Below are 15190 nucleotides of genomic sequence, written 5' to 3' on the forward strand. Positions count from 1 at the left end.
GTAGCGATGATCAATTGGTGATATAAGAAGCCCATCGTTTTATAGGTACGTGAGAAAATTTCACCAGTGACCCGCCCCAGCCTCAACGATCTCGCGTCCTTCGCGGCCATCGCCAATCATCGCAGCTTCCGCAAAGCCGCCGAGATCATGGGGGTTTCACGTTCTGCGCTTAGCCATGCCATGATCGGCCTGGAGAAGAATCTGGGCATACGGCTGCTGAACCGGACCACCCGTAGTGTTTCGCTCACCGAGGCGGGTGCCCGGCTGCTCGCGCACCTGGGGCCGGTCCTACAGGACCTCGATACGGCGCTCGACTCTCTCGCCGACGTGCGCGGCACGCCGAGCGGAACGCTGCGGATCAATGCCAACAAGAGCGGAGCTGCGATCCTGCTCCGCGAGGTCGTACCGCCGTTCCTGGCTCATCATCCCGAAGTCGAGATTGACCTCGTTTCCGAGGGAAGGCTTGTCGACATCGTCGAGCAAGGTTTCGATGCGGGCGTCAGGCTTACCGAAGCAGTTCCGCGGGACATGGTCGCGGTCAAGTTCGGCGGCGACGTCCGTTTCATCGCGGTCGCATCGCCAGATTACTTGGAGAGACGCGATCCACCAACCGCGCCCGACGATCTGCACGCCCACCGCTGCATCCGCCAGCGCCTGCCGAGCGGAAAGCGCTATCGCTGGGAGTTCTCAAAACACGGCGCGGAAGTGATTGTGGACGTTCCCGGCACCCTGACTCTGGACGACAATGACCTTTTGGTCGCCGCCGCTGCGCGCGGGCTCGGCATAGCCTATTTGCCGGAGAGTTTCGCCCGAACGCTTCTGGATTCAGGGCGCCTCGTCACCGTCCTGGAGGATTGGTGCCCTCCGAGCCCGGGCCTCGCACTCTACTATCCGCGAAATCGACATGTTCCTTCGACGCTGCGAGCGTTCATCGATACGCTCAAAGCGACGTCTCGAAAGTGAGCGCGCTTCGTTGCCTATTCGTCTGGACGAAGATCTTGGTCGCATTGCGAACGAAGGCCGCCGCGTCGTGACGCGGCGACCTTCCTGAACCCGTGAGCGTCGAGGCTGGGTCGGGGCTGGTCGCGATCAGATGTTCTGGCCGCCCGACACTTCGATGCGCTGCGCCGTGATCCAGCGATTGTCAGGGCCGAGAAGGCTGGCGACCGCCGGACCGACATCGTCGGGCAGACCCACACGGCCGAGGGCCGTCATGCCGGCGAAGGCCTCGTTATAGGCTGGCGTATCGCGCACCGCGCCGCCCAGGAAGTCGGTTTCGATGGCGCCGGGCGCCACCGTGTTCGCGGTGATGCCGCGGGCGGCGAACTCCTTGGCCATGTAGAGGGTCAGGATTTCGACCGCGCCCTTGGCGGCCGAGTAGGCCGAAAAGCCGGGATTGGAGACGCGAGTCAGCCCCGACGAAAAGTTCACGATACGACCGCCGTCGGCCAGAAGTGGCAGCAGAGCCTGGGTTAGGAAGAACACGCCCTTGACGTGCACGCCGAACAGGCTGTCGAACTGCGCCTCGGTAGTTTCGGCGATACCGGCCATCTCGCCGTGGCCGGCATTGTTGACGAGATGATCGAAGCTGTCACGGCCCCAGGACGATTGCAGCGCTGATTGGACGCTCTGGACGAAGCCGGGGAAGGTCGAGATGTCGCTGACGTCGAGCGGCAGCGCGATCGCCTTGCGGCCGAGGCCCTCGATCTCGGCAACGACGGCCCGGGCGGCATCGGCGCCGCTGAGATAGGTGAGGATGACATCGCCGCCGCGCTGGGCGATGCTGATGGCGGTGTTGCGGCCCAGGCCGCGGCTGCCGCCCGTGACAATCGAGATCGTGGTCATCTGCAAGTCCTTCAAAGGTGAGCGGTCGTGCTGACGCCACCATCGCCGAACGGCAGCCGCTTTTGTTGCCGGATCGTCGGTCGTTCTTGCCTGATTATCCAGTTGTCGTTGAAGGGACGAGCGGCGTGATCTACAACGACATGCATGACCCAGGATCTGCTCAACACTGTACGCCGCTATGCCGAGGCGCACGCCGACGAGATGGGCGTCGCCCAAACGCCTATCCCGTGCCTGACGATCATCCGGGAAACCGCACCGACCACGCTGCAGTACGCGATCACCCGGCCGCTCGTCGCGCTGGTGCTCCAAGGCAGCAAGCGGGTCATGACGGGAAGCAGGACGTTCAGCTTCAGCGCCGGAGAATCGCTCCTGATAACGGCTGACGTACCGACTGCCAGCCAGATCACGCAGGCCAGCCTCAACGCTCCCTATCTGGCGCTCGTCGTCGACCTCGACTACGCCTTGATCGAGCGCTTGGTCGTCGAGATGGGTTTCACGCCGTTCGCCGTCGACACGCCCGTCCGTGTGGATCCAACGGAGGCGGAGGTCACCGACGCGGCCTTGCGCCTTCTGCGGCTTCTCGACCGGCCCGCATCGCTGCCCATACTCCAGTCGCAGCTGACCCGCGAATTGCATTTCTGGCTGCTTTCGGGTCGACATGGGGGCGCCATCCGCGCGCTCGGAGTTCTCGATAGCCACGCGCAGCGCATCACCCGGGCCGTCGCGATAATCCGCGAGCGCTTCGTGGAACCGCTAAGGATCGAGACTCTGGCGGAGGCCGCGAGGATGAGCGTGTCATCCTTCCACGAACATTTCCGGGCGATCACCTCGCTGTCGCCGCTGCAGTTTCAAAAGCAGCTCAGGCTCATCGAGGCGCGTCGCCTTATGCTGGCCGAAGGCGCGATGATCAGCAACGCCGCCTATGCCGTGGGCTACGAAAGCATTCCACAATTCACCCGGGAATATGGTCGGATGTTCGGTCTGCCACCCGCGCGAGACATCAAGGCCGCGAAGACGCGCATGGCGCCGGCCGCCTGATGGACGCCTAGCTGGAGAGCTTCTCCAGCAGCTTCGCAAATTCGTCCTGCTCACGACGGCTCAGTCTAGCGAGCCTCTCACCGTACCGATCGGCGAGAATCGCGCGCGCTTGCGTGAGTGTTTCACGCCCGGCTTCAGTCAGTTCAAGACGATGCCGACGCAAATCATTGGAATCGATCGCGCGGGCCATCAGACCCTTTCCCTGAAGAGTCTTCAGGTAAAGCGTGACCGTCGGCTTGGGTATCGACAGGTGGCGGGCCAGCTCCGCTGGATAGGGCCGTTCCTCCAGCCCATCCAAAACAAAGAACTCCTTGGCCTCAAGACCCAGCGCCTCGATCTCGGGGACCGCCGCGGTAAGCGTCTCCGTCGAAAGCTGGAGGTTCAGCCTGAAGATTCGTGCGGCGTCCGCCTCAGTCATTCACTTTCCAACCTTGCACATGTTCATTCTCTGAACTATCTATTTTCTGAACAATATGCCAGCAGCAACTCCTGAGGTTCGAGCGACATGGCAGGCCCCAATCTGACAATTTCCAGACGAGACATCCTGATCGCAGCGAGCGCCACCGCTGCCACTGCCGCCTTCCCAACCCATGCCGCGCATCCATCCGAAGATAATAGAAGGACAGGCGATATGGAACGAATTTCGTTCAAGAACAGAAATATTGACGTTGCCGGTCATATCCATTTCCCGAACGGATTCGATGAGACGAAGTCCTATACGGCACTCGTCCTTGCGACGCCCGGCAGCAGTGTGAAAGAGCAAATCGGCGCGATCTACGCGAAGAGGCTGGCGCAACGCGGCTTCGTGGCCCTGACCTTCGACCCGTCATATCAGGGTGAAAGCAGCGGTGAGCCCCGCGATTTGGAAGACCCGGCAGCCCGTGTTGAGGACATCCGCTGCGCCGTCGACTATCTGATGACGCTGCCCTTCGTTGGAGAGGAGCGCGTCGGGCTGCTCGGCATCTGCGCCGGCGGCGGATATGCCATCAACGCGGCGTTGACCGAACACCGCTTCAAGGCGATCGGAACGGTCGTCGCCAACGACATCGGCCTAGCGTTCCGCCAGATGCAGCCCAAGGATGACCTCCTCAAGACGCTGGAGGCCGTCGGCAAGCAACGCACTGCCGAAGCTCGTGGCGGCGAACTGCGGCGGGATCCCTGGATTCCGGACAGTCTGAGAGAAGCGGAAGCGGCCGGTATAACGGATCCGGAAGTGTTCGAAGCCGTCACCTTCTATCGGGAGTCGCGCAATCGCCACCCGAACTCCACCAACCGTTTGCTCTTCAAAAGTTACAGCCATCTCCTGAGCTTCGATGCCTTCGGTCTCGTGCCCGAGTTGCTGACGCAGCCCCTTCAGGTCATCGTTGGCGGTCGCCGCGGCAACACCGGTCAGTATGAAGCCGGGCAAGCCTTGTTCGATCGTTCACCGACCACGGAGAAAGACTTCTTCGTCATCGAGGGGGCCGGTCACTACGACATGTATTACATACCCGAATTCGTGGATCAGGCTATCGACCGACTCGTGCCGTTCTACTCAAGACACCTTGGTGCCTGAGGAGAGAAGCTAGAGATGTCCGGAAAGATAACGGCACCGCTCCAGCATCCGGCTGCCCCGTTCACTGGGGGCCAGTGGACAGCTCCCTCCAGTGCTCGCTTATTGACGTGATCAACTCCTGAACAGAGGAAGTCTTCGGCAGTGTCGCGGAAGCGCAAGCGGAAGATGTCGACCGCGCCGTCATGCCCGCGCCCGAGGCATTTCGACGTGGGTCATGCTTGTGTCCACTGCGGATACCCCGGCTTTTTGCCTGAAGTTCCATGGGTTGGCGAAGTCAAGGCTGCCAAGTCGCGCCGTTCCGCGGATCAAGCTGCCGATCCAGGAAAAAGGCCGCGCTGATGAAGGCGAGGTGCGTCAGGGCTTGGGGGAAGTTGCCGATCGGTTCGCCAAGGACGTCGACCTCCTCGGAGAAGAGACCGAGCGGCGTTGCGTAGCCGAGCCCTTTAGCCAGGACTATCCGCGCCTCATCCAGCCGCCCGGCCCGCGCCAGGCATTCGGCGTACCAGAAGGTGCATGTCGTGAACGCGCCCTCGCGTCCTTCGAGACCGTCGGCGACCCGGTATCGATAGACGAGGCTGTCGTCGCAAAGCTGCGCCTCTATCGCGTCAAGGGTCTGCAACCAGACCGGATCGGTCGCCGACACGAACCGAACCAGAGGCATCATCAGCAGCGAAGCGTCGAGGTCCACGCCGTCGCGCTCCTGTACGAAATAGCCATGCTCCGGATGCCGAAAGTTGGCCCAAACATCCTCGGCGATCCGGTCCCGACACTCCGCCCAGGCCGCAACCGGGCCCGGGAGGGACCGCTTCTGGGCCAAGCGGATCGCGCGATCCAGGGCGACCCAACACATGATCCGCGAGTGCAGATAGTGGCGCGGCTCGGCGCGCATCTCCCATATTCCAGCGTCCGGCTCCTGCCAGTGGCCCATCACATGGCCGACCACGTCCTGCACGCCCGCCCAGCCCTCCCGGCTGATCGCGGCGCCGTACTTGTTGGACAGATAGACGCTGTCGATCAGCTCGCCGAAGATGTCCAGCTGGTGCTGGTCCCGGGCACCGTTCCCGATCCGGACCGGCCGACTGGCCCCGTAGCCGGCGAGGTGATCCAGTTCCACTTCGGCGGCCATCTCCGAACCATCGAGGGCGTAGAGGACCCCGAGCGCGCGCTCGCCGCCCGCCGCCCTCAGGCGTTCGGTCATCCATCGGCCGAACTGCTCGGCCTCCTCGACGAAGCCCAGCCGCATGAAGGCGTAGACCGTGAAGGAGGCGTCTCGGATCCAGGTCGCCCGATAATCCCAGTTCCGGCCTCCGCCCACCACCTCAGGGAGGGCGAAGGTCGCGGCGGCCGCGATCGAACCGTGTCGCGCCGAGGTCAGAAGCTTGAGCGCCAGGGCCGAGCGCATCATCGCCTCGCGCCAGCGCCCCTTATAGGTCGAGTGCGCGACCCAGCCGCGCCAGGCCTGGATCGTGCTCTCGACCGTCGTCTCGACCGCCTCGTTCGAAGGCATCGCGAGATCGGCCTCGCCCAGGACGAACCAGGCCGACTCGCCGGCCTTGAGCGTGACCCGCGCCTCCGCGGCGCCGTCATTTCTCTCCAGCGGCGTCGAGGCATGCAGGCGAAGGGTCAGCGCTCGCCCGGAGAAGGTCACACCCTCATCCGCATGGGCCACGTTTGGAACCTCTCGGGCGTAGTCGAACCGTGGCGCGCACCGGACGTCGAAGGTGACGACGCCGCGCGTCACGCTGATGCGACGCAAGAGGCGTTGGGCGCCCATCTGGCTCGGGCCGCCTGGAACCGGATACGGCATGAGGTCCGTCACCTCCGCCGAGCCGCCCGCCGCCGTCCATCGGGTCACAAGGACATTGGTGTCTGGAATGTAGAGTTGAGAGCATCGAAACTCTTCAAACACCGGCGCGATCGAGAACGCGCCCCCTGTATCCGGGTCGAGCAGGTCAGCGAAGATCGTGGGGCTGTCGAGCGACGGCCAGCAGAGATAGTCGATCGTGCCGTCCCGCGCGACAAGGGCGGCGGTCTCCAGGTCGCCGATGATGCCGTGATCGGCGATCTTGCGCGCAGGGTCAGCCATTGTCGCGGAACTCCGGATAGAGGCTCATTCCGCCGTCCACGAACAGCGTCGTTCCGGTCACGTAGTCCGCCTCGTCCGACGACAGCCAGACGACCGCACGCGCGACATCCTCGGGTTCCCCAATGCGGCCGTAAGGAATCAGGCGCAGCAGTTTGGCGAGCCCGTCCGGGTCGTCCCACGCGTCCTGATTGATCGGCGTGCGGATGGCCCCGGGGGCCACGGCGTTGACCCGGACCCCCTCGGCGGCCACCTCCTGAGCGAGCGTCCGAACCAACATGCGGACGCCGCCGTTGGCGGCGGCGTAGTTGGCGTGGCCCGCCCAGGGAATAACCTCGTGCACGGAACTCACCGCGACGATCACGCCGGCGCTGCGCGACGGCCTGGCCGCTCCCGGCTGAAGGCGAAACCGCCGCATCGCTTCACGAGCGCAAAGGAACTGGCCGGTGAGATCGACGTCGATGACGCGGGTCCAGGCTTCCAGGGACATGTCGGCGATCGGGGCGTCCGCCTGAATGCCGGAGTTGGAGACCACGACATCGATGCGGCCAAAGGCGGCGACGGTCTCATCGAACAGACGAATGACGTCGTCTTCGCGGGCCACGTCCGCCTCAACGGCGAGCGCACGGCCGCCAGCCGTTTTTAGCCGGGCGACAAGGTCGTTCGCTGGCTCCGGATGGGCGTGATAATTGACGACCACCGCGGCCCCTGCCTCGGCCATGGCCGCCGCGATCGCTTGTCCAATGCCTGAACTGGCACCTGTGACGAGGGCGACATGGTGTTCTAGAGGGCGTTGCGCGGCAGCCATTTCCTAGGCTCCAGTGTTCGGCGAGTGCGTGCGCGAGGACGAGGGCAAGGCGGCGAGCACGGCCGCCGCGAGACCCGTCTGGCGCGACGGAAGGCCCCGGGCTAGCGCCGAGTGCTCCAGTGCGGTCGTCGCCTCGACATAGACGCGGAACTGCGAGGGATTCTGTGGGATGGCGGACACCCCGCCTTCCGGATCGAAGGCCATCGAATGGCATGCGACGGCGGAGGTGGATGTGAAGGCGCGGCACGTCGGCGGACGCACCTCATAGATGGTGCAGAGCCCGTCCGTTCCAAGGAACGGGCACCGATGGCGCAGCTGCGACGGATCCGGCGCCGCCTGCGCCGCGGCCGCCGCTCGCTCAAGGCTGTCCTGCAATGTGGCCAGAGCCTCCGAATCCAGGCGATCGGTCAGATAGTCCCCGATCACCTCCACGACCCCCGGCGGAACCATGACGTACAGGTGGCAGCAGGCGGCGCAGCCTGCCCGGCAATCGCGCGTCGGCTGGTTTGGAAGATGCGTCACCAAGGCGGAGGCCGCCGCGTCCGCGATCGTCATAGCGATCAAGGCGCCTTCGGAGAGGCTTGCGGATCGCGAGAGCTCGTCCTTCAGCGTGTGATGCAGGGTGACGAAGACCCCTTCATATCGCTCCGCCAGCACCCGCATCTGTGCGCCGATGAACGCGACTTCTGGTGTAATTCGATCGGCGGCCGCTTGAGACATTGCCGCCGATGCTACTCATCCGGGTCGTTCCGAGAATGCCCAAACCTAGCGATTGCGTGCCTATTCTTCCAAATCAGCGCGGATGGATTGCTTGCGTCCCGGCGCGTCGCGGTTCGAGCAGCATCGCGCCTGGACCATCCGGCTCGCGCCTACGCCGTCGCCCGCCAGATTCGCACCGGAAAGGCCGGCCACCACGCAGCTCCGGTTTCCTCGGTTATTACGCACCGTTCACAGGTTGGCCGGGCTTTTGCGCCCAGCCAGTTGGCAATGGCCCGGACGGAGCCAGCGGGTGTTTGTCATGACTGGCTGCGGGTGGCGAAGAAGCGCCAGTTCGCGACCACCGCCAACCGATGCGGTTTGGCCGCCTGGGCGTAGATCTCGGAGTTCAGTATCTTCCGGAGGTCGGCGAAACTGTCATAGCGAACGATGGCGATCTCGTCCCAATCGTCTTCTGGGCCAGCCAACAATCCGTGTAGTTGTGTTCCGGCATAGAGAAGTTCGGGGACAACACCGACTTGCTCCGCGGCCGCGCGAAAACCGCCGACATATCCTTCGTAATAACCGGTGCGGGCGCTCAGCTTAGCGTCTACGAAATCGGCAGGATAGTCCGGCGTCTCGCGGAACCACAGGAGGTTGACCATAACCACCGGGCCGTCGCCGAGCGTTTGCTCTGCTTCGTCAATGGCGGCGGGCGAAAGTTCGTTCATCTGCACAGTAAACTCCTGTTAAAAAAACACGTCGGTCCGGCGGCTTGCGCAGCGCAAGGCCGGAGGCGACAAGCAAACCATAGGCGGCGGCCAGCGCACTCAGCCGGCAACTACAAGACCATAATTGCGTAAGTTGAACGCGTTAATGAGCGCGTTCGAGATGTTCGTGGCACCATCTGAATAGCGAATCTAAACTGATCGAGTGCGACCGTTACTAGACATGTGTCTCGTTCGGGCCGTTTGGCGATCTTGTGACGAAGGTTCGCGAAAGCCTGAGTTCGTCAGCCTGCGAAACTCACTGAGCCGCACGAGCCCGAGCTCTTGCTTGTGCCGCTTGAATGAGTCCTTGATACTGGCCATCCTTGCCGGGATACCAAGGCATCCGTCCTATATCCGCGAAGCCAGGGATCGTTTCCATGTGCTGCACCATGCGACGGCGCATCGCCTCGTTTGGCAAAGGCCCATACATAGCTTGGGCGTTGTCCTCGGCATGCTCTGGGTTCGAGGTGCCACAAAGCACCGTCGTGACCGCCGGATGTGCCATGACCCATTTGAGGAAGAATTGTGCCCAGGTCGCCGCCTGGAATTCGCTAGCAAAGTCCGGCAGGGGGCGGCCTTCCACCACCCTCATCAAGCGAGCCTTTTCGAGCGGCAGGTTAATGAGGACGCCGACGCCACGCGAGGCAGCGGCCGGCAGCAGACGATCCTCGGCGCTTCGGTTGAAAATCGAGTAATTCGTTTGGATGAAATCGACAGCATCAGTCTCGACTAGCGCGGTGAGTTGGTCATGCGCGACGTTTTCATTGTGGGTCGCGCCGACGTACCGAATGCGGCCTTCTCTCTTCCAGGCCTGCATGAGGGGGAGAACCACTGCTGCATTGACGAGGGTGTGGCACTGCATGAGGTCGATGGTGTCACGCCAAATGCGCAGCCTCGACTGCTCGAAGCTCGCCACCGCATGGCTTTCGTCGCCAGCATAATCGCCCGTCGACCAAATCTTATTGGCGACAAAGATTTCCGATGCCTCCGGCGTGCCCGCCAGGAAAGCGCCAACAGACACTTCCGCCGATCCGTAAAGGGGCGACGTATCAATGACCCTTCCGCCGCCCGCCACATAGCGTCGAACGACCTCGCCAAGGTTACTACGATCGGCGCCTGGGAGGGCGTCAAAAGTCAAGAAAGTGCCGAGACCGAGTGTTGTCAGGGTCTGTTCCGTTCTCGGAATTACGCGCGTCCGAGCAGATGCAGTCGAGGTCGCAGCGCCCACCCCCGATTGAGCTTGTGCAGGCGTCCCACCGGAAATGAGAGGTGTTGTTGCCAGTATCGTGGCTCCCGTGCCTAGAGCACCGATGAAGCCGCGCCTGCTGAATCTCGATGCCAGTCGTTCGCTCATGCGACACTCTCCTTGTCGTAAGTTTGCCTCGTCACCGACCTCAGCGTCCCAGGCTGACGGCGAACCAGAAAAAGGATGATCACTGAGCGCCAGCGCGGGGTACGGCAAACCGACCTCATAAGATAGGCCGCCGGGGCCGGTTAGGGCCGCCGTGCAAGCAAGGCGTCGAGCCGTTTTAGTCCCGACGCCATTCCTCACGGGTCGCTAGCCAGTAAAACGCCGACGGGCAACAAAACGCCATGCCCAAACGCGCAAAAAACTTGCACATTCCTCCATCTGCACGGAGAAAGATAACCGGGACGAGTGTTAGCCAGCGATATTATCGATCTAGCTGACACACCAAGAGTTATATCGCCCGACGTGCATTGCGAGAAATCCAGGGACTCGCCGAACAAGGAGTGATCAGGCGTTGCGTAGACAAGGGGCGCGCTAGTTCGGGCATCTGCAGATGCAAGCACCTCCTGCGTTCGAGCGCTTGTCGCGGCAATGCTCGCCCCACATCGAGGTAATTGTGGCTGTTGTTATAGTGGCCCGGAGCGGCGCTACGCATTGATGCGCGAGGCGCCGCCCGAATCATTCAGGCCACATTACGCACTTTGCACAGTGCGACTGGCATACTCGCTGTATAATTTCTGCTGGTTCATGACGTCCTGCTTCGGAGCGACGCCGAACGTTCGCGAATATTCTCGGCTAAACTGCGATGCGCTTTCGTAGCCGACTTTAAAGGCCGCGTCCGCCACGTTAGCCGCCTCTGACACCATCAAACGCCGCGCCTCCAGTAGGCGCAATTGCTTCTGAAACTGAAGCGGAGTCATGGAAGTCAGCGCCTTGAAGTGTTGATGGAACGACGACGGGCTCATTCGCGCCACGTCGGCCAGTTGTTCGATACGCAGAGTCTGAGCGAAGTTCACGTGCAGCATGGAGACGGCCTTCACGACACGCTCAATGTTTGATTCCGGCAGCGCCAGCTTGCAGATTTCTGCGCCATGAGGCCCGCTCAGCAACCAATAACAGACCTCACGCATCACGGAAGGATAAAGGATAGGAATTGACTTCGGCGCTGACAACATCCGCATCAGGCGTAGAATGCAGTCGGCAAGAGCTTCATCGACTTTACCCACGAACACACATGGACCAGAATTAGCGGCTGGGGTCGGCGCCTCGTCCAACTGTTCCAGCACCTCGCGCATGGTCGCCACGTCGAAGTCCAAGGTGACACCAATATAGGGTGTGGTCGGACTCGCCTCGATAATCCGCCCACTGGCCGGAAGTTCGACGCTGACAACCAGACACTCCATTACGCCATATTCGAGCCGGTCCTCGCCGAAATGTATCTCCTTCGCGCCCTGAATGACCACGCAGAGCGACGGGCGATATAGTGCCCGCATTGGCATCATTGCCTGGCAGGAACGAACGATGTTGAAGCTATCGATAGGCGTCGGAAAAAGTCCCTGACCACCACCTTGTTCCTCGATGTAGGCGCTAACCGCAGCGAGCAGCGATGACGACATGCGAACCTCCTGTCTGGTGCCAGGCCAGCGCAGCAGACGGCCCTCGGCCGACACCGTATTGCTTTCCGTAGGAATAGGCAAGTTTCTTGAGAGTTCGGGCATTCTGATCATTGGAAACTCCATCTAGCTTGAATATGCCAGTCAAGCGGGAGTTCGAAATACATGACAGAAACTTCGACGCGGTCAATAGATTTTGCTGGGGCAGAGACGCCGGGATTTGAGGTTTCAAGTAACGAGTACGCTCATGGATGGCGTGTTCCCGCGATACTTATTACCCTTCTCCTCATAAACGCCTTCTCGCAGATTGATCGAATACTTCCATTCATTCTTGCAGAATCGATAAAAGCGGACCTTGGCCTGAGCGATACCCAGATGGGCCTGCTTACCGGGCTCGCCTTTGCGGTCTGCTACGCGCTTCTCTCGTTGCCGCTGGCTCGTGCGTCAGATCGCGGATCGCCCCGCTTCGTCCTAGTTTCGTGCATCCTGATCTGGAGCACCATGACTGCGCTCGGTGGGATCGCCGCGAGTTTCATGCTCCTGGCATTGACAAGGTTCGGCGTCGCTTTCGGCGAAGCCGGCGCCATCCCTTCCGGCCACGCGCTGATCGCCCGAAAGATCAGGCCCGAACGCCGCGGCTTGGCAATCGGCCTTTTCGCCATGGGCGTCCCGCTCGGCACAATGGTCGGATTCGCCGCTGGAGGGGCGATCGGAGACACGCTCGGCTGGCGCACTGCGATGATCGGTGCCGGATGTATCGGGATACTGATCGCCCTGTTGACCTTCGTTGTCGCGGGTTCAACACCGACGCTCAAGCGCACCGTAGCCAACAGTGAACCCTTCCTGGAATCCAGCCGACGGCTGCTTGCGTCGCCAGCATTCCGCTGGCTGTTCATCGGTGGGATCTTCGTCGGCTTTGCCGCAGCCCCGTTTTACGTCTTCTCAGCCCCGTTCCTCATTCGCACGCATGGTTTCAGCGCCAGCGAGGTTGGACTGGCGTTCGGTCTTCCGCAGGGCCTGATGGGCATCATCGGAGCGCTCCTGGGCGGACGCTGGTTCGACCGCGCGGTGAGTTCCGGAACCGGCAAGGTGCTCGGCCCGCCCGCTGTCCTCTTCCTGATCGCCAGTATGACGACAACCGCGGCCTTGTTCGTCCCCGTCGGATGGATGGCCATCCTGTTGCTGGTGCCGGGTATGCTTTCCTTCTCATTCCTGATGCCTTGGGCCTTTGGGGCTGCGCATCTGGTGGCCGGTCCGGGAAAACAGGCGCAGGCGTCCAGCCTCGTGATGATCGGCTCCGGCCTTCTCGGGCCAGCGCTCGGGCCTCTCATCGTCGGCATGGTCAGTGACGCGGCGACGACGGCGCAAATCCCCAACGGCCTCGGCCTCGGACTGCTGATCGTCCCGATTGCAACCATCCTGACCGGGATTGCCCTGCTCATCGCGAACCAGCGCATCGCTGTCTCTCTTCGGAGGCAGTGACGGTTGAACGCCGCCGCCGCCGCACCCCGCAGACTTCGCCCAAACATGGAGACCTGTCCAATGTCTGACCCCGATAACTCTCGCCGTACGTTCCTGGCCCTTAGCGCAGCCGCTCCGGCGGCCCTCGCCCTCGGGGGTTCGGCTTCGGCCCAAACTTCCGAAGCGGGCCCCGGAGCTTTGCCGGGCTCGGGTCGAGCGGCAGTCGTGACCGGCTCGTCGCGCGGCATCGGCGCCGCCACCGCCCGCCGCCTGGCGCGTGACGGGTACGCCGTCACCGTAAACTATCTGACGAATGCCGAACTGGCGGCGCAGGTCGTTCGAGACATTGAGGCAGCCGGTGGCCGCGCCATTTCCCGCCAGGCCGATGTCGCTGATCCCGCCGCCGTTCGAGCCTTGTTCGACGCAAACGACGAAGCGTTCGGCGGCTTGGACGTCGTGGTCAACAACGCCGGCATCATGAACCTCGCACCCTTCGCCGAAATGACCGATGGAGCTTTCGACCGGATGATGGCGACCAATGTGAAGGGCAGCTTCAATGTTCTTCGCGAAGCCGCCAGACGAACACGTGATGGCGGCCGGATCATAAGTTTGAGCTCCGGCGCCGCCGCCCAGAGACCGCCCGCCTACGGTCCCTATGCGGCGACAAAGGCGACCCAGGAGGCTTACTCCGGCTCACTTGCCAAAGAACTGGGTCAGCGCCGTATCGCGGTCGTTCCTATCGCTCCGGGTGCAGTCAACACCACACTGTTCACCGGCGGCAGATCGCAGGAGTTCGTGCAAGGCATCATCAGCCAGACGCCCTTTCAGCGCTTGGCCGAGCCCGAGGATATCGCCAACGCCATTGCCGCCCTCTGCACGAGCGATCTGCATTGGATCAACAGCGGCCAGCCGATTCACGCCAACGGCGGATTGGGCTGAACACGGACACTATCGGAACGACCCTTTCGACATCAGCGCGCATGGTGCGGTCAGCTTAGTAGCCGCCGCCCGATCGTAGGGCTCGTCGCGGAGGCCAGTTGGCCAGTGTCCTGCGACACGCTGAACGCCGCCGCATCTAATCCAAGCAGCCACTGCAGCAGACTCAAGGAGACCCCCTGAATGACCGATACTGATAACTCCCGTCGCACGTTCATGGCCCTAGCTGCCGCCGCGCCCGCAGCCCTTGCCATGGGAAGCGCGGCTTCGGCCCAGACATCCGCGGGCGGAACAAGCACCCTGCCTGGCGCTGGCCGCGCCGCTGTCGTCACGGGCTCTTCGCGCGGCATTGGCGCCGCAACCGCCCGCCGCCTGGCGCGCGACGGCTATGCCGTTACCGTGAACTACCTCACCAACCGCGATCTGGCGGCCCAGGTCGTCCGCGACATCGAAGCGGCTGGCGGCCGCGCCATCGTCCGCGAAGCCGACGTCGCGGATCCCGCTGCCGTCAAGGCTCTCTTCGACGCCAACGACGAGGCCTTCGGCGGGGTGGATGTCGTCGTCAACAACGCCGGAATCATGAACGTCGGGCCGTTCGCTCAGATGACCGACGCGGCGTTCGACCGGATGATCGCCACCAATGTGAAAGGCAGCTTCAACGTACTGCGCGAAGCGGCTCGGCGTACTCGGGATGGCGGCCGGATCATCAGCCTGAGCTCGAGCATCATCAAGACACCTCCGCCCGGAACGGCCGCCTATGCTGCCACAAAGGCTACGCAGGTACTTTATTCCGGTGTGCTCGCGAAGGAACTTGCCGGCCGCAACATCTCGGTCAACTCCGTAGCACCCGGAGCAGTTGATACGCAGCTTCTCCGCCAGCACGGCGAAGAGGCGCTCCGAGGCATTCCTGAGCAGACGCCGCTCGGTCGCCTGGGACTGCCAGACGATATCGCTAACGTCATTGCCCTTCTGTGCTCTCAGAACGGCGCCTGGATCGACGGCCAAAACGTCTTTGCGAATGGCGGCCTCGGTTAAATTCCGCGCGAACGGGGTGTGGGCCTCAGCCGCTGCTCTTGGAAGCATCGAGATCACAGGTGGCTGGACCAAGGATTGGCCGTCAAGGCAAACGAGTGACC

General features: G+C 62.6%; 14 protein-coding genes. 6 read left to right on the forward strand and 8 right to left on the reverse strand.

The features are described from left to right. Positions 1-66 precede the first annotated feature (66 nt). Positions 67-963, forward strand: coding sequence for a LysR family transcriptional regulator (locus ABFT80_RS06835; RefSeq protein ID WP_347971122.1), 897 nt, complete (start codon positions 67-69; stop codon positions 961-963). Positions 964-1089: 126 nt separating this feature from the next. Here ABFT80_RS06835 and ABFT80_RS06840 read toward each other — a convergent pair whose 3' ends face one another. After that, positions 1090-1845 (reverse strand): SDR family NAD(P)-dependent oxidoreductase, encoded by a 756-nt coding sequence (locus ABFT80_RS06840; protein WP_347971123.1) that lies wholly within the window; start codon positions 1843-1845, stop codon positions 1090-1092. Between the two features lie 144 nt (positions 1846-1989). Here ABFT80_RS06840 and ABFT80_RS06845 point away from each other — a divergent pair, with 144 nt between their 5' ends. Continuing rightward, entirely contained in the window at positions 1990-2883 is an 894-nt protein-coding gene (locus tag ABFT80_RS06845; protein WP_347971124.1) for an AraC family transcriptional regulator, read from the forward strand. A 7-nt stretch (positions 2884-2890) separates the two neighbouring features. Here the strand turns inward: ABFT80_RS06845 and ABFT80_RS06850 are convergent, their stop codons facing one another. Next, positions 2891-3301 (reverse strand): MarR family winged helix-turn-helix transcriptional regulator, encoded by a 411-nt coding sequence (locus ABFT80_RS06850; protein ID WP_347971125.1) that lies wholly within the window; start codon positions 3299-3301, stop codon positions 2891-2893. Between the two features lie 87 nt (positions 3302-3388). Between ABFT80_RS06850 and ABFT80_RS06855 the strand changes: the two genes are divergently transcribed. After that, entirely contained in the window at positions 3389-4438 is a 1050-nt protein-coding gene (locus ABFT80_RS06855) for an alpha/beta hydrolase (protein ID WP_347971126.1), read from the forward strand. A 274-nt stretch (positions 4439-4712) separates the two neighbouring features. On the opposite strand, the gene ABFT80_RS06860 is transcribed toward ABFT80_RS06855, so the two are convergent. From ABFT80_RS06860 to ABFT80_RS06885, 6 genes are all read right to left on the reverse strand, one after another. Then, entirely contained in the window at positions 4713-6524 is a 1812-nt protein-coding gene (locus ABFT80_RS06860; protein ID WP_347971127.1) for a glycoside hydrolase family 15 protein, read from the reverse strand. Next, positions 6517-7329: a glucose 1-dehydrogenase gene (locus ABFT80_RS06865; protein WP_347971128.1), complete on the reverse strand. Its 813-nt coding sequence runs from the start codon at positions 7327-7329 to the stop codon at positions 6517-6519. The genes ABFT80_RS06860 and ABFT80_RS06865 overlap by 8 nt, the downstream gene beginning before the upstream one ends. A gap of 3 nt (positions 7330-7332) precedes the next feature. Further along, positions 7333-8049 (reverse strand): YkgJ family cysteine cluster protein, encoded by a 717-nt coding sequence (locus ABFT80_RS06870; RefSeq protein WP_347971129.1) that lies wholly within the window; start codon positions 8047-8049, stop codon positions 7333-7335. Between the two features lie 296 nt (positions 8050-8345). Next, on the reverse strand, positions 8346-8756 hold the full coding sequence (locus ABFT80_RS06875) for a DUF1330 domain-containing protein (protein ID WP_347971130.1): 411 nt from the start codon (positions 8754-8756) through the stop codon (positions 8346-8348). A gap of 295 nt (positions 8757-9051) precedes the next feature. Then, positions 9052-10149: an aldo/keto reductase gene (locus ABFT80_RS06880; protein WP_347971131.1), complete on the reverse strand. Its 1098-nt coding sequence runs from the start codon at positions 10147-10149 to the stop codon at positions 9052-9054. A gap of 587 nt (positions 10150-10736) precedes the next feature. Then, a complete protein-coding gene (locus tag ABFT80_RS06885; RefSeq protein WP_347971394.1) occupies positions 10737-11660 on the reverse strand; it encodes an AraC family transcriptional regulator in 924 nt (307 codons plus the stop codon). Between the two features lie 162 nt (positions 11661-11822). Here ABFT80_RS06885 and ABFT80_RS06890 point away from each other — a divergent pair, with 162 nt between their 5' ends. The 3 genes from ABFT80_RS06890 (at position 11823) to ABFT80_RS06900 (ending at position 15089) form a co-directional block, all read left to right on the forward strand. Next, on the forward strand, positions 11823-13139 hold the full coding sequence (locus ABFT80_RS06890; RefSeq protein WP_347971132.1) for an MFS transporter: 1317 nt from the start codon (positions 11823-11825) through the stop codon (positions 13137-13139). Between the two features lie 60 nt (positions 13140-13199). Then, positions 13200-14057 (forward strand): SDR family oxidoreductase, encoded by an 858-nt coding sequence (locus ABFT80_RS06895; RefSeq protein WP_347971133.1) that lies wholly within the window; start codon positions 13200-13202, stop codon positions 14055-14057. A gap of 180 nt (positions 14058-14237) precedes the next feature. After that, entirely contained in the window at positions 14238-15089 is an 852-nt protein-coding gene (locus tag ABFT80_RS06900; RefSeq protein WP_347971134.1) for an SDR family oxidoreductase, read from the forward strand. Positions 15090-15190 lie beyond the last annotated feature (101 nt).

Source organism: Foliimonas ilicis, from assembly GCF_039939195.1.
GTDB classification, from domain to species: Bacteria; Pseudomonadota; Alphaproteobacteria; order Rhizobiales; family Rhizobiaceae; genus Foliimonas; species Foliimonas ilicis.